The sequence below is a fragment of the Variovorax sp. AC194 genome, assembly GCF_979257995.1.
The window spans coordinates 6,733,366-6,754,557 of record NZ_OZ409823.1; the positions used below are offsets into that span (position 1 = coordinate 6,733,366).

Annotated in this window: 19 protein-coding genes; 5 read left to right on the forward strand and 14 right to left on the reverse strand. The window is 68.3% G+C overall.

Translation table 11 applies throughout. The annotated features are described in order from the left end of the window. Positions 1 to 129 precede the first annotated feature (129 nt). Entirely contained in the window at positions 130 to 1,737 is a 1,608-nt protein-coding gene (locus ACZYRS_RS31705) for a YncE family protein (RefSeq protein WP_463422366.1), read from the forward strand. Positions 1,738 to 1,769: 32 nt separating this feature from the next. Here ACZYRS_RS31705 and ACZYRS_RS31710 read toward each other — a convergent pair whose 3' ends face one another. From ACZYRS_RS31710 to ACZYRS_RS31775, 14 genes are all read right to left on the reverse strand, one after another. Next, positions 1,770 to 2,513, reverse strand: coding sequence for a GntR family transcriptional regulator (locus ACZYRS_RS31710; protein ID WP_463422367.1), 744 nt, complete (start codon positions 2,511 to 2,513; stop codon positions 1,770 to 1,772). 29 nt (positions 2,514 to 2,542) lie between these two features. Further along, positions 2,543 to 3,211 carry a cysteine hydrolase family protein gene (locus ACZYRS_RS31715; protein WP_463422368.1) on the reverse strand — a complete coding sequence of 223 codons (669 nt, stop codon included), beginning with the start codon at positions 3,209 to 3,211 and terminating at the stop codon, positions 2,543 to 2,545. 11 nt (positions 3,212 to 3,222) lie between these two features. Next, positions 3,223 to 4,797: an ABC transporter ATP-binding protein gene (locus ACZYRS_RS31720; protein ID WP_463422369.1), complete on the reverse strand. Its 1,575-nt coding sequence runs from the start codon at positions 4,795 to 4,797 to the stop codon at positions 3,223 to 3,225. A 7-nt stretch (positions 4,798 to 4,804) separates the two neighbouring features. Continuing rightward, positions 4,805 to 5,521, reverse strand: coding sequence for a biuret amidohydrolase (biuH, locus tag ACZYRS_RS31725; RefSeq protein WP_463422370.1), 717 nt, complete (start codon positions 5,519 to 5,521; stop codon positions 4,805 to 4,807). Further along, the gene (locus ACZYRS_RS31730; protein ID WP_463422371.1) at positions 5,518 to 6,510 is read right to left on the reverse strand and encodes a formamidase; all 993 of its coding nucleotides are present in this window, start codon (positions 6,508 to 6,510) and stop codon (positions 5,518 to 5,520) included. Before ACZYRS_RS31730 ends, biuH begins: the two co-directional genes overlap by 4 nt. A 5-nt stretch (positions 6,511 to 6,515) precedes the next feature. Beyond that, positions 6,516 to 7,439, reverse strand: a complete 924-nt coding sequence (locus ACZYRS_RS31735; RefSeq protein ID WP_198786954.1) for an ABC transporter permease — start codon at positions 7,437 to 7,439, stop codon at positions 6,516 to 6,518. Further along, on the reverse strand, positions 7,436 to 8,497 hold the full coding sequence (locus tag ACZYRS_RS31740) for an ABC transporter permease (protein WP_463422372.1): 1,062 nt from the start codon (positions 8,495 to 8,497) through the stop codon (positions 7,436 to 7,438). The genes ACZYRS_RS31735 and ACZYRS_RS31740 overlap by 4 nt, the downstream gene beginning before the upstream one ends. An 11-nt stretch (positions 8,498 to 8,508) precedes the next feature. Further along, positions 8,509 to 9,627, reverse strand: a complete 1,119-nt coding sequence (locus ACZYRS_RS31745; protein WP_463422373.1) for a BMP family ABC transporter substrate-binding protein — start codon at positions 9,625 to 9,627, stop codon at positions 8,509 to 8,511. 61 nt (positions 9,628 to 9,688) lie between these two features. Then, positions 9,689 to 10,069, reverse strand: coding sequence for an oxalurate catabolism protein HpxZ (hpxZ, locus tag ACZYRS_RS31750; RefSeq protein ID WP_463422374.1), 381 nt, complete (start codon positions 10,067 to 10,069; stop codon positions 9,689 to 9,691). Beyond that, positions 10,066 to 10,899: an ABC transporter ATP-binding protein gene (locus ACZYRS_RS31755; RefSeq protein ID WP_463422375.1), complete on the reverse strand. Its 834-nt coding sequence runs from the start codon at positions 10,897 to 10,899 to the stop codon at positions 10,066 to 10,068. The genes hpxZ and ACZYRS_RS31755 overlap by 4 nt, the downstream gene beginning before the upstream one ends. Further along, positions 10,896 to 11,723 carry an ABC transporter permease gene (locus ACZYRS_RS31760; RefSeq protein WP_198789394.1) on the reverse strand — a complete coding sequence of 276 codons (828 nt, stop codon included), beginning with the start codon at positions 11,721 to 11,723 and terminating at the stop codon, positions 10,896 to 10,898. The genes ACZYRS_RS31755 and ACZYRS_RS31760 overlap by 4 nt, the downstream gene beginning before the upstream one ends. Positions 11,724 to 11,725: 2 nt before the next feature. After that, positions 11,726 to 12,730: an ABC transporter substrate-binding protein gene (locus ACZYRS_RS31765; protein ID WP_463422376.1), complete on the reverse strand. Its 1,005-nt coding sequence runs from the start codon at positions 12,728 to 12,730 to the stop codon at positions 11,726 to 11,728. A 21-nt stretch (positions 12,731 to 12,751) separates the two neighbouring features. Beyond that, a complete protein-coding gene (gene atzF / locus ACZYRS_RS31770) occupies positions 12,752 to 14,473 on the reverse strand; it encodes an allophanate hydrolase (protein WP_463422377.1) in 1,722 nt (573 codons plus the stop codon). 220 nt (positions 14,474 to 14,693) lie between these two features. Continuing rightward, entirely contained in the window at positions 14,694 to 15,548 is an 855-nt protein-coding gene (locus tag ACZYRS_RS31775) for a M48 family metallopeptidase (RefSeq protein ID WP_463422378.1), read from the reverse strand. Between the two features lie 59 nt (positions 15,549 to 15,607). Between ACZYRS_RS31775 and ACZYRS_RS31780 the strand changes: the two genes are divergently transcribed. From ACZYRS_RS31780 to ACZYRS_RS31795, 4 genes are all read left to right on the forward strand, one after another. Continuing rightward, positions 15,608 to 17,284, forward strand: a complete 1,677-nt coding sequence (locus ACZYRS_RS31780) for an AmpG family muropeptide MFS transporter (RefSeq protein WP_463422379.1) — start codon at positions 15,608 to 15,610, stop codon at positions 17,282 to 17,284. Positions 17,285 to 17,431: 147 nt separating this feature from the next. Beyond that, positions 17,432 to 18,646, forward strand: a complete 1,215-nt coding sequence (locus ACZYRS_RS31785; RefSeq protein ID WP_463422380.1) for a beta-ketoacyl-[acyl-carrier-protein] synthase family protein — start codon at positions 17,432 to 17,434, stop codon at positions 18,644 to 18,646. Then, the gene (locus ACZYRS_RS31790; RefSeq protein WP_463422381.1) at positions 18,643 to 19,533 is read left to right on the forward strand and encodes a beta-ketoacyl synthase chain length factor; all 891 of its coding nucleotides are present in this window, start codon (positions 18,643 to 18,645) and stop codon (positions 19,531 to 19,533) included. The genes ACZYRS_RS31785 and ACZYRS_RS31790 overlap by 4 nt, the downstream gene beginning before the upstream one ends. Next, entirely contained in the window at positions 19,530 to 21,188 is a 1,659-nt protein-coding gene (locus ACZYRS_RS31795; protein ID WP_463422382.1) for an NAD(P)/FAD-dependent oxidoreductase, read from the forward strand. Before ACZYRS_RS31790 ends, ACZYRS_RS31795 begins: the two co-directional genes overlap by 4 nt. Positions 21,189 to 21,192: the final 4 nt, after the last annotated feature.

The following is a 21,192-nucleotide window of genomic DNA, read 5'->3' on the forward strand; positions in this document are numbered from 1 at the left end:
CAGTCAAGATATTCGTCACACGAAGCTGCGATACTTTCGGCAATCAATAAGTATTAGCCGCCTTGCTTGCAGCAATGCATCGCATGGCTGTGCGGCTTCGAGCGACAGAGACGATGAGGGAAGAGGGACATGACGCTGAAATTCACAGCCATCGTTGGCTTTTGCCTGGTGCTGGCTGCATGTGGTGGGAGCGGGGGCAGCAGCGGGACCGGAGGTTTTTCCGCCTCTGCGGGTGCGCCTGCTGGTGCCTCCAGCCCTGCCGCCGGCACGAACGGCCAGGAGGCCAAGCCCGAAATGCCACTTGCGCAGTCGCAGGGCACCACAAAGGCCTTCTCTTTCACGGACGCGAACAGCGCTGGTGCAACCGTTGCGCCGGAGGCGTCGAATTCCGTGACGATCAGTGGCTTGGCGGCCAGCACCGCTTCATCGGGGCCGCACTTCGATCCGGCCTCCCTGACTGACCGGGCTGCGCTGAGGCACAAGCGGCGGATTCTTCCTTCCGAATGGGGCGTCGGCTTTGCAAGCACGCGCAGCGGGTCGGTGCTCACGAGAACGCTGCGGGTCGCTGGCAACCGCGACGGCGCCCTGTCCTGGACGGCCACATCCAGCGCGCCCTGGCTTTCCGTGACGAGCAGCGGAACGACCAGCACCGACCCGGGCCTGGTGCTCACCGCGAACCCCCAGCTGGCGGCGATGGACGCGATCAGCTACGCGACCGTTACCTTGAAGACCTCCGATCCCAACGTGGCCCCCGCGACCGTCCAGGTTGGCTTGTGGCGTTCCGACGGTGAACTGACCACCGTGACCACATTGCCCATGGGCTATACGAACCTTGTCGCCGACAAGATCCGGCCCTACGTCTACGCGCACAACGGCGGCACGTCCATCGACATCTACAACGCGCATCTCGGCACGAAGGCCGGCACCATCGCGGATGTCGGAACCACGCTGGCGGAAATGACCGTTGCACCCGACGGCAGCAAGCTCTACGTGGGAGATACGAGCAACGACACCGTCGCCGTCATCGATCTGGCGACTGCGTCGAAGATCGGGACCTGGCCGCTGAAAGGAAGATATGTCCACTCGGCCCTGACCTTGCTGGCGATCCGCACCAATGGCCAGGACATCGTTCTGGTCGGCGACGGCTATGCGTACGTGGACGGCCGGAACGTCGCCACCCTGCCGATATCGAGTTCCTCCGGCACCTGGGTTTTCGCCGCATCGTCCGACGGCCGACGGGTTTTCGCGCAGGACATGGGCCTCAGCCCCGCCACCGTGATGGCCTTCGATGTCGACTATTCGGCAATGCGGGGCGGGGCTCTGGGGATAACGTCCAGCGCAACGAAATGGAACGCGAACTCCTCGTCGAACGGGCAGGACCTCGCAGTGAATGCAGAGGGGACCGCGCTCTATGTGGCATCGGCCAACCCCTCCCGTTGTTACTCTCTGAATCCTGTCAATCTCGCCTTGATTGCAAACCTTCCGGGCGGAAATTCCTTCCCCACCAATATCGAAATCACCAGCGATGGCCGCGTGCTATGCGGCATCGACGACTGGCACACAAACGCCGACCTCTGGATCCACTCACCCGATGGACGTTTGCTGAAGTCCTTCAAGCTCGCAGGCTATGCGAGAAATATTCTTGACCGCCAACTGGCAGTCACACCGGACGGAATGATGGCGATCGGCCTGACGAACGATCCCCTGATTTCGTTCATTCCTCTCGGCCCTCCGTAGACACGTTGGCATGCATCTTCGGGTGTGATGCATCAGCGCGGCGCGCGCCCCGCATGCCGCGCCAGATGCACCTGGTGCAGCGTGATCTTGCGCACCTCCGCCTGGCTGGTCTCGATGTGTGCGCGCAGCAGCATCGCGGCCTGATCGCCGCGGTTCGCGCGGATCGCCTTGAGGATCTTCGCGTGCTCCTCGTAGGTCGCCTCGATGCGCGGCTGCTGCGTGAAGTCGAGCCGGCGGATGATGCGAATGCGGTCGGTCACGTCGCTGTGCACGCGCGCCATCTCGGCGTTGCCGGCGGCCGCCACGAGCGAGCAGTGGAAGGCTTCGTCCCACTGCGCGACCTGGGCGGTGTCGGTGCTGCGTTCGGCCGCGGGCACGAGCCAGATGCCGGCCAGCGTGTCGAGCAGGCTGCGGTCGACGCGGTGGTCGGCCTCGCAGATGCGGTGCACCGCGGTGGTCTCCAGCACCATGCGCAAATCGTAGAGCTGCTCGAACTGGTCGAAGTCGAACGGCAGCACGCGCCAGCCGCTGCGGAACAGCACCTCCACGAAGCCCTCCTGCTGCAACCGGAAGAGCGCCTGCCGCACCGGCGTGCGCGACACGCCGAGCCGGTCGCTGATCTCGTTCTCGGTGAAGCGGTCGCCGGGCACGAGGATGAACTCGGCCACGTCGCGCTTGAGCTGCGCGTAGACCTCGTCGGCGCGTGTACGAAAAACGGCCGCATCGGCGGCGGCTGCGGGCGCGGGGGGTGCTGGGCGGGGTCGGACGGTAGACACGTGGGGGATGGTAGTCGCTGGCGCCGGCTTCACGCCGCGTGGTTCAGCGCGGCGAGCAACGCCGCGCTCGGCGCGGTCCAGCCGACGATGGCGCCCTGCGCGCGGATCATGTCGAGCGTCGCCGCCTTGAAGGCCGGGAAGTAGCTCTCGGTGCAGTCCTCCAGCAGCAGGCCGTCGTAGCCGCGGTCGTTGGCTTCGCGCATGCTGGTCTGCACGCAGACCTCGGTGGTGACGCCGCCGAACAGCAGGTGCGTGATGCCGCGCTGCTGCAGCAGTTCGTGCAGATCGGTCGCGTAGAACATGCCCTTGCCGGGCTTGTCGATGACGAGCTCGCCCTCGACCGGCGCGAGCGCGTCGATGATCTGGTTGCCAGGCTCGCCGGCCACGAGGATGCGGCCCATCGGGCCTTCGTCGCCGATGCGCAGGCTCGGGTTGCCGCGGTTGCGCTTGGCGGGTGGGCAGTCCGAGAGGTCGGCCTTGTGCGCCTCGCGCGTGTGGACCACCAGGCCGCCGGCCTTGCGCCACGCCGCGAGCGCGGCCTTGGTTGCAGGAACGATCGCTTCGAGCAGTGACACGTCGTTGCCCAGCGTTTCGCCGAAGCCGCCGGGCTCGATGAAATCGCGCTGCATGTCGATGAGGACCAGCGCGGTTTTCTTCAACGCGAACTCGTAGGCGAAGGGGTTGGCTTCGATGCGCATGCTGGCTCCGTTCAGTGGTGTCCACCGCCCATGTGCGCGCCGATCACATGGCGCTCGGCACCGGCGGCCGGGGTCTCGAACACGATCTTTCCCTCGCTCATCACGACGATGCGGTCGGCCAGTTCGAGCAGCTCGTCGAGGTCTTCGCTGACCAGCAGCACCGCCCCGCCCTTCTCGCGCACCTGCACGATGCGCGCGTGAATCTCCGCAACGGCGGCGAAGTCCAGGCCGAACACGGGGTTCGCGGCGATCAGCACGTTGATGTCGCCGGCCAGTTCGCGCGCCAGCACCGCGCGCTGCACGTTGCCGCCCGAGAGGCTGCGGATCGGCGCGCCCTCGCCCTGCGTCTTGACGCCGTATTCGGCGATCCATTCGCGCGCACGACTGCGCCAGTAGGGAAAGTTCAGCACGCCGCCGCGCGACAGGGGCGCCCTGTCGAAATCACGCAGTGCCATGTTCTCGGCCACGCTGAGGTCGCCGACGCAGGCATTGCGCAGTGGTTCTTCGGGAAGGCTGCGCACCTTGAGGCTGCGGTTCTCGGCGCGGCGTGCGTTGTAGGGCTGGCCCATCACGGTCACGCGGCCGGCCAATCGTGGGCGCTGGCCGACCAGGGCCTCGACCAGCTCGCGCTGTCCGTTGCCGGAGACGCCTGCCACGCCGAGGATCTCGCCGGCATGCACGGACAGGCTCAGGTCATGCAGCGCGAGCGTGCCGCGGTCGCCTTGCGCCTTCAGGCCCTCGACCTTCAGTGCAACGGGCGCCGCATCGGCCACGGGTTTCCTCACGACAGGCGATGAAGCCGGCGCGGCAACGGCCGCGTCTTCGCCACCCATCATGGCCTCGGCCAACTGCGCCGGGCTCGTGTCCGCCACGCGGCAGTGATGCACCGCCTTGCCTCTTCGCAGCACCGTCACGCTGTCCGCATACGCCATCACCTCGCGGAACTTGTGCGTGATGATGAGCACGGTGCAGAGGCCACTGCGCGCGAACTCGCGCACATGGCCCAGCACCTCGTCGGCCTCCTGCGGCGTGAGCACCGAGGTGGGTTCGTCGAGGATCAAAAGGCGCGGCTTCAGGTACAGCTGCTTCAACAGTTCGAGCTTCTGCTTCTCGCCCGCAGCGAGCTCCGACGGCCGCACATCGAGGTCGAGGCTGAAGGGGGTGGTCGCGAGAAACGCCTTCAGTTCCGCGCGCTTGGTCTTCCAGTCGATCAATGCGGGCGTCTTGCCGCCGGCCAGCAGCAGGTTCTCGGCCACCGTCATGCCCGGCGCCAGCGTGAAGTGCTGGTAGACCATGCCGATGCCCAGCGCGCGGGCGACGATGGGGTTGGCGATGTCCTGCTCGCGCCCGTCGATCAGGATGCTGCCCTCCTCCGCGCGCTGGAAGCCGGCCACGCATTTCACCAGCGTGCTCTTGCCTGCACCGTTCTCGCCAAGCAATGCGTGGACTGTGCCGGGCTCGACGCGCATGGTCACCTTGTCCATCGCGGTGAAGGCGCCGAAGCGCTTGGTCAATTCGTAGGTGTCGAGCGCGAGGGCGCCACTGCCCGCAGGCAGTGCGCCGATGGCGTGGGGAACTGCGCTCATGCGTGCATCAGCCCAGCGCGGTCAGCAGTTGCTGCGAGGTGGTGTGCGCGCCGAACACGCCGCCCTGCATCGTGATCATCTTCAGCGCCGCAAGATGGTTGCCGTGGTCGGTGGCGGCCGTGCAGTCCGACAGCAAGAGGCACTCGAAGCCGCGGTCGTTCGCATCGCGCATCGTGGTGTGCACGCACACGTCGGTGGTGATGCCCGCGAGGATCAGGTTCTCGATGCCGCGCGTGCGCAGGATGAGCTCCAGGTCGGTCGCATAGAACGAGCCCTTGCCGGGCTTGTCGATCACCACCTCGCCGGGCAGCGGCGCCAGTTCGGGAATGAGCTCCCAGCCCGGCTCGCCGCGCACGAGGATGCGCCCGCACGGGCCGTCGTCGCCGATGCCCACGCCGTTGGCGCCGATCTGCCGCGAGCGCCAGCGCTTGTTGGCCGGCAGGTCCGCGAGGTCGGGCCGGTGGCCTTCGCGCGTGTGGATGATGTGAAAGCCCAGCGGCCTCAAGGTGGCGAGCGTGCGCGCGATCGGCTGGATCGGCGCCTGCACCAGCGAAAGGTCGTAGCCCATCACGTCGACGTAGCCGCCCTTGCCGCAGAAGTCGGTCTGCATGTCGATCACGATCAGCGCGGTGTTCCCGGGGCGGAGGTCTCCGTTGTAGGGCCAGGCGTAGGGCTCGGCCGCCACGTGGCGTTCGGCGATTGCAGTGGTCATGGCCGTGTTCATCCTTGGTAGTTGCGTTCCGGCGGCGCGAAGCCGCAGCCGGTGCCGTCGGTCACCTTCACGTCGGCGCTCCACGGCAGCCTGTAGGTGCCGGCGGCCATGTCGTGCATGTAGGTGTAGGGGCAGTCCTGCGCGCCGCCTTTCACCGCGACGTAGCCGCGGTGGTAGAGCTGGTAGATGTTGTTCTCCACGCCCCAGCCGGTGCGCGCCTCGCGCACGAGGTCGGGCCGCAGCTCGGCGGTGATGATCTCGTCCACGCGCCCGCCGCCCTCGACCAGCACCGTGCCGTCGAAGTTGCAGAACATGCCCTCGCCCATCGAGTCGAAGCTGCCGTCGCTGCCGGTGAGGCACACGCTCGCGGTGTAGGCGAGATTGCAGAAGGCATTCGACTGGTTGGTGATCTTCCACGCATGGCGGATCGGCGCGGTGTAGCCGGCCGTGCGCAGGATGATGTCGGCGCCCTTGTACGCAGCCTCGCGCGCCATCTCGGGGAACATGCCGTCGTGGCAGATGATGAGTGCGAGCCTGCTGCCGTTGGGCCCGTCGCACACCGGAATGCCGAGGTTGCCCGGCTCCCAGGGCTCGACCGGCACCCACGGGTGCAGCTTGCGGTAGTAGAGCTTGATCTCGCCCTGGTCGTCGATGATGAGCCCGCTGTTGTACGGGTTGCCGCCGGGGTTGGCCTCCATGATCGAGAAGCAGCCCCAGATGCGGTGTTCGACGCACGCGCGCTTGAAGGCCGCGACCTCGGGGCCATCGAGCGTGCACATGATCTCGGGGCTGGTGTTCATCGAGAGGCCATGCAGCGCGTACTCCGGAAACACCACGAGGTCCATGGTCGACTGGTTGCGGCGCGCCTTGCCCACCATCTCGCAGATGCGCCGCGTCTGCGCCGCGAGGTCGGCCGGCGTCTTCACGTTCGGCAACTGCAATTGCACCAGCCCGACGACGACGCCGTGCGCCGATTTGTTGAGGCCACCCAGACCGCTCATGGTGTTCAGTTCCTTGTCGATGAAAGTTCGCCGGGGCTGCCGATGGCGGCGCTCCCCGGCTTGCAGGTGAGCACCAGGATCACCAGCGTGAGCACATAGGGCACGGTGTTGAAGAGGTGGTAGCCCCAGCCGATGCCGATGGATTGCAGCGCGGGCCCGATGGCCCCCGCGCCGCCGAAGAGAAAGGCCGCGCCCACGCAGCGCAGCGGGCTCCAGCGCGCGAAGATCACGAGCGCGACGGCGATGAGGCCCTGGCCGCTCGAGATGCCTTCGTTCCAGCTGCCCGGATAGAACAGCGTGAGCGATGCGCCACCGAGCCCGGCGATGAAGCCGCCGGCTGTCGTCGCCGCGATGCGCAGCCCCGAGACCGAGTAGCCGAGCGCGCGCGTCGCTTGCGCCGAGTCGCCGGCCATGCGCACCAGCAGGCCCGCGCGCGTGCGGGCGAAGCCCCACCAGAGCAGCACCGCGAGCGCCACGCCGATGGGCACGAGCGCATTGAGCTGCAGCGCCGAGCGCACCACCGTGTTGTCGCTCCAGAAGCCCAGCGGAATCGCGGGGATCTGCGGCGCCTGCGGCTGGATCAGCGGCTTGCCCAGGTAGAACGCGAGGCCCGTGCCGAGCAGCATCAACGCGATGCCGGTCGCCACATCGTTGACGCGATCGAGCGAGCACAGGAGGCCGTGCAGCAGCGCGAGCACCGCGCCCGCCGTTGCGCCGATCAGCACGCCGAGCCAGGCCGAGTCGGTGAGGTACGCGCCGCCGAAGGCCGCCATCGCCGACAACACCAGCACGCCTTCGAGCCCGAGGTTGATGCGGCCCGATTTCTCGGTGAGGCATTCGCCCAGGCTCACGAAAAGAAAGGGCGCGCCCACGCGCAGCGCGCCGCCGACGATGCCGGCCACGAGCGCTATCCATTGGTCGGCGGTCATGCCGGGCTCCCCGAAGCGCGGAACATGCGCGCGCGCAGCGCCTTCCAGTCGATCATGCGCAGGCCCTCGCTCGCCAGGATCAGCACGAACGCGATGCCCTGCAATACCAGCACCGACGCATCGGGCAACCCGAGCCGCCGCTGCAAAAGGCTCCCCGCCGCGCCGAAGCCGCCGAACAGGATCGCCACCGGCACGATGGCCACCGGGTTGTGCCGCGCGATGAACGACACGAGGATGCCCGCGTAGCCGTACCCCGCGATCAGCGAGGCGTTGGCGTTGGTGTGCACCGCCGCCACCTCGACCGCGCCCGCGAGCCCGGCGCATGCGCCGCCCAGCGCGCAGCTGCCCAGGATGAGCCGCGTGGCCGGCAGGCCCACGAGCTGCGCGGTGCGCGGATTGCCGCCGACCACGCGCACCGAAAAGCCCGAGGCGGTCGCGCGCAGCCACCAGCCGAGCGCAAGGCACGCCACCACGCCGATCGCGAGGCCCCAGTGCACGTCGGAGCCGCCGATGCCGCCGATCAGCAGCCCGTCGTTCAGCGCGTACGTCGATGGCTTGTTCAGGCTCGCCGGATCGCGCAGCGGCCCTTCGACCAGGTGCTTGAAGATGCCGATCGCGATGTAGGCCAGCAGCAGGCTGCTGATGGTCTCGTTGATGCCGCGGTACTGGCGCAGCCACCCCGCGAGAACGATCCACAGCGCACCGGCGAGCGCACCCGCGATGCAGATGACCACGGTGCCCACGACGTTGCCGGGCAGCGGCACCGCATGCGCGAGCGCCGCGCAGGCCAGGCCGCCCAGCACCAGCGCGCCTTCGCCGCCGATGACGATCAGCCCCGCGCGTGCCGGCAGCGCTACGCACAGCGCGGTGAGCATCAGCGGCGCCGCACGCTGCAGCGTGTTCTGCCAGGAGAACCAGTCGCCGAACGCGCCCTTGAAGAGCGTTGCCCACACCTCCACCGGATCGACGCCGGCGAAGGCCACGAGCACGCCGAACAGCAGCAGCGCCGCCGCGATGGCGAACACAGGCAGGGCGAATTCCTTGAGGGCGCTGCGCATGAACCTGGACCTCAGGCCTGGCCGATGACGCCTTCGACGAGGTAGTTCATCTTCTCCAGCTCCAGGTCCGTCTGCTTGAGGACCTTGCCGGCCGGCACCACGACCGCGCCCTTGTTGTCCTTGATGCCGTCCTTGAAGATGTCGAAGGTGCCCGCGATCATCTTGGCCTTGATGTCGTCGGCCTGCTTCTTCGCGGCGTCCGGCACCATCGGGCCGTAGGCGGACATCTTCACGTAGCCTTCCTTCAGGCCGCCGCGCAGGAAGTTGGGATGCGGCTTGCCGGTCTGGGCGGCTTCGATGGCGGTCTTGTACGCGGTGAGCCAGTTCCACTCGGCGCCGGTGAGATATGCGTTCGGCGCGAGCTTGGCCTGGCTCGCGTGGTAGCCGCAGACCATCTTGCCGCGCTTGGCCGCCGTCTCGACCACCACCTTCGGACCATCGACGTGCATGGTGAACACATCGCAGCCCTGGTCTGCCAGGCTGTTGGTGGCCTCGGCCTCCTTCACGGCCATCGACCAGTCGCCGGTGAAGATCACGCTGCAGGTGATGTTCGGCTTGACCGAGCGCGCGCCGAGCGTGAAGGCGTTGATGTTGCGCAGCACCTGCGGGATCGGCTTGGCGGCGACGAAGGCGATCTTGTTGCTCTTGGTCATGTGCGCGGCGATCACGCCGTTCAGGAACTGGCACTCGTCGATGTAGCCGAAGAAGCTGCCCGCATTCTTGGGATGCTTGCCTTCGGTCCAGAGGCCGCCGCAGTGCGAGAAGCGCACGTCGGGGTACTTGGGCGCGACGGCCAGGATGTGCGGATCGAAGTAGCCGAACGAGGTGGGGAACAGAAGCTTGGCGCCGTCCTGCGAGATCATGCCGGCCATGGTCTTTTGCACCGCGGCGGTCTCGGGCACGTTCTCTTCCTCGACCACCTTGATGCCGGGCAGCTTCTTGATTTCGGCGGCGGCCATGGCGTGCGCCTGGTTGTAGCCGTAGTCGTCGCGCGCGCCGACGTAGATCACGCCGACGGTGAGCGGCTTGGCCTGTGCATTGGCCAAGGCGCTCCAGCCGCCGAGGGTGCCGGCGGCGCCGAGCGCGGCTAGGGACTTGAGGGAATCGCGACGATTGATTTGACTGGTCATGGCGTTCTTTCGGAAGAGTTGAAGGAGGTGCAAAAAATGTGCCGTGTGCGATGTGCCGCGTTCAGGCCGGCATGCTCACGTGGGCGGCGACGACGCGCCAACCCTCGGCCGTGCGTAGCCACGTCTGGCTCTGGCGGCCGACTTCGCGGCTGCCTTCGCGCCGGAACTCGACGTTCGCGGTCGCGAAGTCGCGGCCGTAGGTGGTGATGACCGTGCGCAGCAATTCGCGCGGAGGACTCTGCACAGGCAGCGACGCGCGGAAGGCGCTGATATCGGCGTGCCCGTAGTGGTTCTCCGAGAAGCCGTAGCGCAGCGTGTGCGGGCTGTTCCAGAAGAGCTCGTCGAGCATGTCTCGCTGGTTGGTCACGAGCGCTTCTTCGTAGCGCGCGAACACGGCGCTGACTTCGGCGTGCACCTCGGGGATGTTGATCTCCGGCGTCATCGGCGCACCTCGCGCTGGAAGATGTCCAGGCTCAGCTTCTTCGTCGCGACGAAGCTCTCGGTGCTCAGCGTCTCGATGGTGCGCGGGCGCGCGTCGCCGTAGCGCAGGATCTCGGCCACCTTGGTCGGGCGCTTGGTCAGCAGCAGCACCTCGTCGGCGAGGTACACGGCCTCTTCGAGGTCGTGCGACACCAGCAGCATCGTGGTGCCGGTCTGCATGAACACCTCCTGCAGCTTCTCGCGGATGAAGAGCGTCATCTCGAAGTCGAGCGCGGAAAACGGCTCGTCCAGGAACAGCACCTCGGGGTTGGGCGCGAGCGCCCGCATGATCGATGCGGTCTGCTGCTGGCCGCCCGAGAGCTCGTAGGGAAAGCGCTTCAGGTCGAACTTCACGTCGAACGATGCCACCAGTTCTTCCATGCGCCGGTCCACCTCGGCCTTGCTGCGCCCTTCGAGCTTGAGCGGGTAAGCGATGTTGTCGATGGTGCGCATCCACGGGAACATCGCCTCGCGGTAGTTCTGGAACACGTAGCCGATCTTGGTGTCCTTGCGCTGCTTGCCGTCGAAGAGGATCTCGCCCGCATCGATGGGCACCAGCCCCGCGATCATGTTGATGAGCGTGGACTTGCCGCAGCCGTTGGGCCCGAACACCGAGACGATGGCGCGCTTGGGAATGTCGAGGTCGAAGTTCTCGTACAGCGGCCAGCCCGCGAAGTACTTGGTCAGGCCTCGGATGGTGATGTGCGTGCCGGCCGGGCCGGGCTTGAAGACCGGCTTGGGCACGTCGGCATACACCGGGCCGTTGACGACGATGTCTTGCGTGACTTTCATCGTCCGCTCCAGTGCACGATGCGGCGCTCGGCGACGAGAAAGAGGATGTTGAGCGCGTAGCCGAGCGCACCCGCGGCGAGGATCGCCGCGTACATGCTCTTGACGTTGAGCACCTGCTGCGCATCGATGATGCGGTGGCCCAGGCCCGTGTCGGAGCCGATGAACATCTCGGCCACGATGACGATCACCAGCGCCATCGACACCGCCGAGCGCAGGCCCACGAAGCTGGGCTGCAGGCTCTCCCAGATCAGCACGTCCTTGAAGACCTGCCAGCGCGAGGCGCCCATGACCTTGGCCGCCATCACGCGTTGCTTCCTCGCATTGATGACGCCGTAGGCGCTGTTGAACACCACGATGAGGAGCGCGCCGAACGCCGCGATCGCGATCTTGTTCACGTCGCTCACGCCGAAGATCAGCAGGAACAGCGGGATGAGCGCGGACGACGGCGTCGAGCGGAAGAAGTCGATCAAAAACTCGACGCTGCGGTACGCCTTCTCGTTGCTCCCGAGCAGCACACCCAGCGGCACGCCGACCACCGCCGCGATGAGAAAGGCCTGCAGCGTGCGCCACACCGTCATCGCGAAGTCGGTGAGCAGCGGCCCGCCCGCCAGCCCCGTGATCAGCGCGGCGATGGTGTCGGCCGGCGTGGGCAGGAGGATGGGCTTGATGAAGCCCAGCCGCACCACCAGGTCCCACGCGATGAACAGCACCACGGGGCCGATGAAGGGCAGCAGGCGCTCGCGCAGCGGCGCCTTCGGCGGGGCGGCGTTGAGGCTGGCCGGCGGTGTCCACGGCGCGGCCGTGGTCGTGCTTGCGTCGGCCATGGTCATGCCTTGTAGAGAAGGCCGTCCACCAGCACCTTCTTCTCGAAGATGCCCTTCTCGGTGAACAGGTCGTAGAACTTCTGGAAGTACGCGACGTCGCTCGGCTTGAACTCGTTGTAGAGCATGTACGAGGCGAGCGGCACCTCGGCCGTGAGCTTGCCTTCGATGGCGGTGTAGCCCTTCATGTGCTGGCGCGCATCGTCGGGCTTGGTGCGCACCAGCTCCACGCCGCGCGCATACGCCGCGATGTATTTCTTCGCGACCTCGGGGTTCTTCTTGATGAACTCGGTGGTGAGGCTGGCCGCGCCGCCGTGCCACGGCGCCATCGGGTCGCCCAGGATGTATTTGGCGACCACGCCCGCCTCGATCACCCGCGTGGTGCCGTTCATGCGGCCGACGGTGCCTGTGGGCTCCAGCGTGTAGCAGGCATCGACTTGGCCCGCCACCAGCGCTGCCACATGCTGGCCGATGGGCAACTCGCTCACGACCGCGCCCTTGGCGCCGGCGCGCTCCAGCATGGTCTTGCACAGCGTGACGTTCTGGATGCCGGGCCCCGAGGCGATCTTCTTGCCAGCAAGCTCCGCCATGGTTTTGACGGGGCTGTCCTTGGCGACGATGAATTCGTCGAGCACGAACTTGGCGTTGCTCGGGTTGGTGCAGAAGATCTTGAAGAGGCCGGGCTGCGCGATCTCGCCGATCGCGAGGTTGGCCGAGCCGGTGCCGTTGGCGCTGCCGTCGCAACGGCCCGCGAGCATCGCCTCCATCACCTGCTGCGCGCCGGCGAACTTGAGCGGCTCCACGTCGAGCCCCGCTTCCTTGAAGTACCCGCGGTCCACCGCCGCAAAGAACGGCAGGCCCGCGGCCACCGGCCAGAAGCCGATGCGCAGCTTGGGCGCGGCCTGCGCGCGCACGATGGCCGGCGCGGCCAGCACGGCCAGGCCCGCCGCGCCGATGCCGGCCTGCAGCAACTGCCGGCGCGAAGCGGAAGATTTTTCGAGGATGCTCATCGGGACTCCTGGATCGGTCGGTCAGTTGGAAGAAACGGTTGTGGCGCGGCTCGCGACGTAGGCGCGCCAACCGCCGTGGTGGGTCACGTCCTGCGCGTCGGCCAGCGCGTGGCCCTCGCAGATGAAGCCGTTGACCCAGCTGCCGTCGGCCAGCTCGACGCTGCCAAGGCCGAGCGGCGGCGGGATCAATGCGAGGAAGCTGCCGACCTGCGCGATCGGCATGGCCCATATCTCGAGCACGATGGCGCCGCCGCCTTGCGCGCTGCGCTGCAGGCCGGGCTTGGGCGGCGTGGTGCCGGGCAACGCGAAGAGGCGGTAGGCGGGCGATGTGGTGGTGGCACGCAGCAGCGTGGCGCCGCGCTCGGTGAGCTGGCCGTTGAGCGGCATGCCCGAGAGGTGCGCGCCGACCACCGCGATGGGCAGCGTCTGCGGCGCCGGTGCAGCAAGGCCCGGCACGGGGCGCGGCGCGGGCAGCGGCTGGCCGGTCGCGCCCTGCGCAAGACCGGTCGCGTGGTGGTAGCGCTGGCCCAGGTCGGCCAGCGCGAGATCGCTGCCGCTCGGTGCGATCAGCGTGATGCCGAACGGCAGGCCGTCCGCGCGCAGGCTGCTGGGCACCGAGAGCGCCGCGTAGTCGAGCAGGTTGACGAAGTTGGTGTACGCGCCGAGGTTGCGGTTGAGCGCGACGGGGTCGGCGCGCATCTGCTCGCGCGTGTAGTGCGTGGGCGCGGTGGGCACCAGCAGCACGTCGATGTCGCGCCACATCGGCTCGACCTGTTGCGCGATGGCGCGAAGGCGCGTCTGCGCTTCGAAGACGTCGGCGGCCACGTAGTTCTTTCCGCTCGCGAGGATGCCGCGCACCGGCTCGATCACCTCGTCTGCATGCGCGTCGAAGAATTCGCGCACCGCGGCGTAGCGCTCGGCGACGAGGGCGCTTTCATAGAGCAGCGCGGCGGCCTCGGCGAGCGGCGCGTAGGGAATGGTGACGGCCGTGCCGCCCAGCGCGATGAGCTTCGCCTGCGCGTCGCGGAAGGCTTCTTCGGCCGCGGTGTCGCCGAAGAAGCTCAGCGTGTCGGGCACGCCGAAGCAGAAGCGCGCGGGCAGCGGGCGGCGGCGCATCGCGATGTCGCGCGAGTACGGATCGCGCGGGTCGTGGCCGGCGGCAGCGAGCATCACCTCGACGGCCAACGCGACGGTGCGCGCGAAGATCGACACGCAGTCCGCGCTCTGCGCTGCCGGCACCACGCCGAAGGTGCTGAGCAGTCCGCGCGAGGGCTTGAGGCCGACGATGTTGTTGAGTCCGGCGGGCACGCGGCCCGAGCCGGCGGTGTCGGTGCCGAGGGCGAAATCGACCTCGCCCGCGGCCACCACATAGGCCGAGCCGGAACTGGAGCCGCCCGAGACATAGCGCGCATCGAACGCGTTGGGCACTTCGCCATACGGCGAGCGCGTGCCGTTCAGGCCGCAGGCGAATTGGTCCAGGTTGGTCTTGCCGGCCAGCGATGCACCGGCTTCGAGCAGCTGCTGCACCACGGCTGCGTGTGCCGTGGGCCGCCGGTCGAAGGCCGGGCAGGCCGCGGTGGTGGGCACGCCGGCCACGTCGATGTTGTCCTTGACCGCGAAGCGCAGGCCGGCGAGCGGCAGGGTCACGCCCGGGGTGTCGGCGGATTGCGCGCCGGCCACGGGCGCCGCGAATTTCGCGATCCAGGCGGCGGCGGTCAGCGGGTTGGGGTCATGCACCATCATCAGGCATCCAAACTTGTGTACAAGTCGAGATGCAAGCAATGTGCCAGCCGGAACGAAGGCGGTGATGCGGACCGGCGTTAGGGGTTTGCTCCCTCTCCCCTCGGGGAGAGGGTTGGGGTGAGGGCGGTGCCGTCGATGAAGCGCGGCTCTTAAAGGAAAGCCGTTGCCCTCACCCCCGCCCTCTCCCAGAGGAAGAGGGAGTCATGCAGGGGAACTGCGCTCAGCTGCGCTTGGCGTTGCGGTAAAGGCTCTCCACCTTGGGAATGTTCGCCTCGAGCTTGGCGATGCGGTCCGTTCCGCTCGGGTGCGTCGACAGGAAGCTCAACCCGCCCTGGTTCTTCGAGGCGGTCGCCATCTTGTTCCACAGCGACACCGAGGCCTTCGGGTCGTAGCCCGCGCGCGCCGCCAGTTCGAGCCCCACGAGGTCGGCCTCGGTCTCGTCGCCGCGGCTGAACTTGAGCGTGATGAGCTGCGTGCCGGCACGCGCCGCGAGATCGCCCACTTGCCCGAGGCCCAGGAGCTGCGCGCCGATGGACAGCGCCGCGCCGGTGCCCGCGCTCTTGGCCATGCGGGCGCGCGCATGTTCGCGCAGCGCGTGGGCCATCTCGTGGCCCATCACCATCGCGACCTCGTCGTCGCTCAGCTTGAGCTGCTCCAGGATGCCGGTGAAGAAGGCGATCTTGCCGCCGGGCATGCAGAAGGCGTTGATCTGCTTGCTGCCGATCAGGTTGACCTCCCACTTCCATTCGCGCGCCCGCGTGTTCCAGGGCGTGGCGAAGGGAATGAGCCGCTGCGCGATGGCGCGCAGGCGCTGCAGTTGCGCGTTGTTGTCGCCGGCCAGCGCATTCTTGGCGCGGGCCTGCGCGAGCAGCTGGCCGTACTGCTGCACGCCCGCCGCCTCGATCTTGTCCGCCGGCACGAGGTTGCGCGCCACCGAGGCGTTGCCGACGTTCACCTGCGAGAGCGCCGGCCGGCTGAATGCCACGCCGGCCGCGATCAGCAGGAAGGCCCTGCGCACCTGCCAGGGCGAGGCAATGGAAGTGGCGGAAATGGGGCGATCGCAGCGTGTGCACATGGGGGCGGATCATAGGAACAAATGAAGACAAACGGGCCGGCTGATTCCCGTGGCGGCTCATGGACAATCCGGGGTTCATGTCCGCCCCGCCGCTCGAAACCCCCACCGCCCCTTCACCGCCCTGGCGCGACGTCCTGAAGGTCTACCTCGAGCCGGCCACGCTGCGCATGCTGGCGCTGGGCTTCTCGGCCGGGCTGCCGCTGCTGCTGGTGCTGGGCACCCTGAGTTTTCGCCTGCGCGAAGCGGGCGTGGACCGCACCACCATCGGCTACCTGAGCTGGGTGGGCCTGGCCTATGGCTTCAAGTGGGTCTGGGCGCCGCTGGTCGACCGGCTGCCGCTGCCACCGCTGACCACGCTGCTCGGGCGGCGCCGCGGCTGGCTGCTGCTGGCGCAGTGCATGGTGATCGCGGGCCTCGTCGGCATGGCGCTGAACGATCCGCGCCAGGGGCTCACGCCGCTGGTCTGGTGCGCGCTGCTGGCGGCCTTCGGCTCGGCCACGCAGGACATCGCGCTGGATGCCTTCCGCATCGAATCGGCCGAGACGCGCAAACAGGCCGCGCTCGCAGCCGCCTACCAGACGGGCTACCGCCTGGCGATGATCTGGGCCGGCGCCGGCGTGCTGTGGGTCGCGGCCTGGGCCGAGGTGGCGCCCGCCATGGCCGCAGGCGCAGCGAGCGGTGCCGCCGCCTACCAGAACGGCGCCTGGAAAACGGCCTACCTGGTGATGGCCGCCTCCATGGGCGTGGGCGTGCTCACGGTGCTGCTGTCGGCCGAGCCCGCGCCGAACGAGGGCCGGCACTCCGCCGCGGAAATCGCCGCCAGCCGCGCGCTGTTCGCCGCCACCGGCCTGCCGGTGTACGGCGTGCTGATGTTCATCGGCACCTTCTTCTTCGTGGCCCTGTTCCGGCTGCGGCCGGCGGACACCGGGCTCCTCTTCTTCCTGGGCGCGGTGTTCCTTCCGGTGCTGGCGCTCTACGTGCTGATGATGCTGTGGGCCGCCCGCAAGGGGCTGCGCGTGCCCGCCCCGCCGCAGCTGGTGCCCTTCGCGGCCTGGATCGACAAGGCCTTCTTCGACCCCTTCGCCGACTTCATCCGCCGCTACAAGTGGCAGGCCGCGCTGATCCTGGCGCTGATCGCCATCTACCGCATCAGCGACGTGGTGATGGGCATCATGGCCAATCCGTTCTACGTGGACATGGGCTTCACCAAGGACGAGGTGGCCACGGTCAGCAAGATCTACGGCGTGGTCATGACGCTGGCCGGCGCCTTCGTGGGCGGCGTGCTGTCGATGCGCCTGGGCGTGATGCGCGTGCTGATGCTGGGCGCGGTGCTCAGCGCGGCGAGCAACCTGCTGTTCGCCTGGCTGGCCTCGCGCGGCCACGACCTGACGGCGCTCATCGCGGTGGTCTCGGCCGACAACCTGGCCGGCGGCATCGCCTCGGCGGCGTTCATCGCCTACCTGTCGAGCCTCACCAACATCAGCTACTCGGCCACGCAGTACGCCCTGTTCAGCTCGCTGATGCTGCTGTTGCCCAAGTTCATTGCCGGCTATTCGGGCGCCTTCGTCGATGCCTACGGCTACAGCCAGTTCTTCACCAGCACCGCGCTGCTGGGGGTGCCGGTGCTGCTGCTGGTGGCGCTGGCCTCGCGGCTCACGACGACGGCAACCACGAGCACGAGCACGAGCACGAGCACGACCCCGACCGCGACCACAGGCGCCGCCGACCGTCAATAGGGCCCGGGCCCTAGGCTGCATCTATGGGAAACAGCCGACGCTGAGGCGCGTGCACTGCTGGTAGGCTGCGTGACATTCTTTGCGTGAAAATTACGCCTGTCGTCACACCGACGTTCTTCCGCTTGCCCGCCAGCCCCAAGATTCATCGTGCTCTCCCGTATTTCCCCCCTACAGATCAGTGCCTACACGGCCACCTCGGCCGTCGGCGTCGGCAAGGCGCCGCTGGCCGAAGCGCTCGAACATTCGCGCAGCGGCCTGCGCGCCAACGATTTCGGCGATGCGCCGCTGCCCACCTGGATCGGCCGCGTCGAGGGCCTGGAAGACATCCGCCTGCCCGAGGCGCTGGCCTCGTGGGACTGCCGCAACAACCGGCTGGCCTGGCTGGGCCTGCAGGCCGACGGCTTCATCGAAGCGGTGGCCGCGGCGCGCGAGAAGTACGGCGCCACGCGCGTCGCGCTGATCCTGGGCACCTCCACCTCCAGCATCGGCGAGACCGAGCTGGCCTACACGCAGCTGGACGCGGGCGGCATGTTCCCGCAGGACCAGCGCCGCGCCGAAGTGCACACGCCCCATTCGCTCGCGATGTTCGTGCAGCAGGTGCTGGGGCTGGAAGGCCCGAGCGAGACGATCTCGACCGCTTGCTCCTCGAGCGCCAAGGTGTTCGCCTCGGCCGAGCGGCTGATCCGCCTGGGCCTGGCCGATGCGGCCGTGGTGGGCGGGGCGGACACGCTCTGCGGCAGCGTGCTGTTCGGCTTCAACTCGCTGGAGCTGGTGTCCAAGGAGCCCTGCCGCCCGTTCGACGCCGGCCGCAACGGCATCAGCCTGGGCGAGGCGGCGGGCTTCGCGCTGGTCGAGCGCGTGCAGACCGGCGCGGGCGCGGCTGCGTCGCCGCTGCGCCTCCTGGGCTACGGCGAGGCGAGCGACGCGCACCACATGTCGACCCCGCACCCCGAGGGCCTGGGCGCCGAGCGCGCGCTCGACGAGGCGCTGGCCCGCGCGGGCCTCGCGCCCGAGGCCATCGACTACATCAACATGCACGGCACCGCGAGCCAGAAGAACGACGAGGTCGAAGGCGCGCTGGTGGCGCGCCGCTTCCCTGCCTCGACGCACGCCAGCTCGACCAAGGGCTTCATGGGCCACACGCTGGGCGCCGCGGGCATCGTCGAGGCGGTGATCAGCCTGCTGGCGATCGAGCGCGGCCTGAAGCCCGGCACGGTCAACACGCGCGCGATCGACGAGGGCTTCGGTCCGCAGATCCGCCTGGAGCCCGCGCATGGCGAGGTGCGCTACGCGCTCTCCAACTCCTTCGGCTTCGGCGGCAACAACTGCTCGCTGGTGTTCGGCAAGGCGGACGCGGCATGAGCGCCGCCGCCACGCCCCCCACCCTCTACATCGAAGGCCCCGCCTTCTGGACGCCGACGCTCCCGGGCTGGGACGCCGCACGCGCCGCCTTCCGCGGCGAAGGCACGCTCGCCGACCCGCCGGCCAAGCGCCCGTCGCCGCAGGTGCTGGCCCCCGCCGAGCGCCGCCGCGCGCCCGACACCGTGGCGCTGGCGCTCGAGGTGGCCGCCGCCGCGATGGCCGCCTCGGGCCGCAACGCGGCCGACGTGCCCTGCGTGTTCATCTCGGCGCACGGCGACCTCTCGATCAACGACTACATGTGCAGCACGCTCGCGACCGACCCCACGGTGCTGTCGCCCACGCGCTTTCACAACTCGGTGCACAACGCCGCCGTGGGCTACTGGACCATCGGCACGGGCTGCATGGCGGCCAGCAATTCGGTCTCGGCCTTCGAGTACAGCTTTGCGACCGGCCTGCTCGAGGCGGCCGTGCAGTGCGCGGCCGACCAGAGCCCGGTGCTGCTGGTGGGCTACGACACGCCCACGGTCGGCCCGCTGACCTCGGTGACCGACAGCCGCGGCCTCCTGGCGGTGGCGATGGTGATTGCGCCGGAACGCAGCGAGCGCACCGTGGCGGCGCTGGAGTGGTCGCTGGCCGGTAACCCTGGTGACCCTGGTAACGCCGGTGATGCGGCCTCCACCTACACGCCGCCGCGCTCGGAGGCTGCAAAGTCGCTCTCGGGCATCAACCCGATGGCGCAGGCGCTCGGCCTGTTCGAGGCGCTCGCGCACCTGGACGACGGCGCGGGCCCGCCGGTCGGGTTGCAGCTCTCGCCCACCCTGTCATTGCGGCTGCAACTGCGGCCGCCCCCTAAAGCCCCAGGGCCTTCAAGGACCGACACACCATGACCGACGCTGCGCAGGATTCTTTCGACGCAGTGATCATGGGAGGCGGTCTGGCCGGGCTCACGCTGGCCATCCAGCTGCGCCAGCGCTTTGGCGACCTGAAGGTGCTGGTGCTGGAGCGCCGCACGCACCCGGTGCCGCACGCGGCCCACAAGGTGGGCGAATCGTCGGTGGAAATCGGGGCGCACTACTTCGACACGGTGCTCGGCCTCAAAGCCCACATGGACGGCGCGCAGCTGCGCAAGTTCGGCTTTCGCTTTTTCTTCAGCGAGGGCCGCAGCGACATCGACAACGTCACCGAGATCGGCGCAAGCCGCTACCTCTCGGTGCCCAGCTACCAGATCGACCGCGGCATCTTCGAGAACTTCCTGGCCGAAGAGGCCGCCCGCTGCGGCGTGCGCTTCGTGGACGGCGCGCTGGTGCGGCGCATCGATCTCGCCGACAACGCCGAAAATCCCGGGGCGCCGCACCGCATCGAATGGACCCGCGGCGAGGAGACCCACGCCACAGAGGCGCGCTGGCTCATCGACGCCTGCGGCCGCGCCGGCATGCTCAAGCGCAAGCTCGGCCTCGTGGAGTCCAACGCGCACGACGTCAACGCGGTGTGGTTCCGCATCGGCGAGCGCATCGCTGTGGACGACTGGAGCGACAACGTTCAATGGCGCGAGCGCTGCGACCCGCAGGCGCGCTGGCTCTCGACCAACCACTTCGTGGGCGCCGGCTACTGGGCGTGGCTCATTCCGCTGGCCTCGGGCTCGCACTCGGTGGGCATCGTGGCCGACCCGAAGCTGCATCCGCTGGACACCATGGACACCTTCGAGAAGGCGATGGCGTGGTTCGCCACCTATCAGCCGCGGCTTTTCGAGGCGCTGGACGACAAGCGCCACCTGCTGCAGGACTTCGCGTTCCTCAAGCACTTCTCGCACGGCTGCAAGCAGGTGTTCTCGGGCGAGCGCTGGGCGATGACGGGCGAGGCCGGGCTCTTTCTCGACCCCTTCTATTCGCCCGGCAGCGACTTCATCGCGATCGCCAACACCTACATCACCGACCTCGTCGCGCAGGACCGCGCGGGCCGGCCGCTTGAAGCGCGCGCCCAGCTCTACGACCAGATCTACCACTCGTTCTACGAGAGCACGCTCGCGCTCTACCAGGACCAGTACCCGCTCTTCGGCGACCCCGAGGTGCTGCCGGTGAAGGTGATCTGGGACTACGCCTACTACTGGGGCGTGCTCGCGCAGATCTTCTTCCAGCGGCGCCTGACCGACCTGCCTGCGCTCGGCGCCTTGAAAGACGAGTTGCAGCATTGCCAGCGGCTGAACGTCGCGGTGCAGCGGCTGATGCGCGACTGGTCGGCCTCGAGCGACAAGCGCAATCCGGCCGTGATGCTCGACCAGGCCGCGATGCCGTGGTTCGCAGAGCTCAATCGCAGCCTGAAGGACACGCTGGACGATGCGGGCTTCAAGGCCCGCATCCGGGCGTCCACAGCCATGCTGCGGCAGCTGGCCGCCGAAATCCTGGCCCGGGCACGCGCCGCCGATCCGGCCGTGGAAGCCGGCGCCCTGTGCGCGCTCCTCGAAGAGAATCTCCGGGTACCGCCCGCGGCAACAGTCCGCGGCGCTATGCTTTTCGCAGCACCTCCGGTTGACACGCACGCCTGAGGTT

Coding starts and splice junctions, on each gene's coding strand:
- ACZYRS_RS31755 (WP_463422375.1), bottom strand. CDS start 10,899: ATGAAAGTCACGCAAGACATCGTCGTCAACGGCCCGGTGTATGCCGAC.
- ACZYRS_RS31745 (WP_463422373.1), bottom strand. CDS start 9,627: ATGACCAGTCAAATCAATCGTCGCGATTCCCTCAAGTCCCTAGCCGCG.
- ACZYRS_RS31795 (WP_463422382.1), top strand. CDS start 19,530: ATGACCGACGCTGCGCAGGATTCTTTCGACGCAGTGATCATGGGAGGC.
- ACZYRS_RS31760 (WP_198789394.1), bottom strand. CDS start 11,723: ATGGCCGACGCAAGCACGACCACGGCCGCGCCGTGGACACCGCCGGCC.
- ACZYRS_RS31715 (WP_463422368.1), bottom strand. CDS start 3,211: ATGCGCATCGAAGCCAACCCCTTCGCCTACGAGTTCGCGTTGAAGAAA.
- ACZYRS_RS31765 (WP_463422376.1), bottom strand. CDS start 12,730: ATGAGCATCCTCGAAAAATCTTCCGCTTCGCGCCGGCAGTTGCTGCAG.
- ACZYRS_RS31780 (WP_463422379.1), top strand. CDS start 15,608: ATGGACAATCCGGGGTTCATGTCCGCCCCGCCGCTCGAAACCCCCACC.
- atzF (WP_463422377.1), bottom strand. CDS start 14,473: ATGATGGTGCATGACCCCAACCCGCTGACCGCCGCCGCCTGGATCGCG.
- ACZYRS_RS31775 (WP_463422378.1), bottom strand. CDS start 15,548: ATGTGCACACGCTGCGATCGCCCCATTTCCGCCACTTCCATTGCCTCG.
- ACZYRS_RS31720 (WP_463422369.1), bottom strand. CDS start 4,797: ATGAGCGCAGTTCCCCACGCCATCGGCGCACTGCCTGCGGGCAGTGGC.
- ACZYRS_RS31790 (WP_463422381.1), top strand. CDS start 18,643: ATGAGCGCCGCCGCCACGCCCCCCACCCTCTACATCGAAGGCCCCGCC.
- ACZYRS_RS31735 (WP_198786954.1), bottom strand. CDS start 7,439: ATGACCGCCGACCAATGGATAGCGCTCGTGGCCGGCATCGTCGGCGGC.
- hpxZ (WP_463422374.1), bottom strand. CDS start 10,069: ATGACGCCGGAGATCAACATCCCCGAGGTGCACGCCGAAGTCAGCGCC.
- ACZYRS_RS31730 (WP_463422371.1), bottom strand. CDS start 6,510: ATGAGCGGTCTGGGTGGCCTCAACAAATCGGCGCACGGCGTCGTCGTC.
- ACZYRS_RS31705 (WP_463422366.1), top strand. CDS start 130: ATGACGCTGAAATTCACAGCCATCGTTGGCTTTTGCCTGGTGCTGGCT.
- biuH (WP_463422370.1), bottom strand. CDS start 5,521: ATGAACACGGCCATGACCACTGCAATCGCCGAACGCCACGTGGCGGCC.
- ACZYRS_RS31740 (WP_463422372.1), bottom strand. CDS start 8,497: ATGCGCAGCGCCCTCAAGGAATTCGCCCTGCCTGTGTTCGCCATCGCG.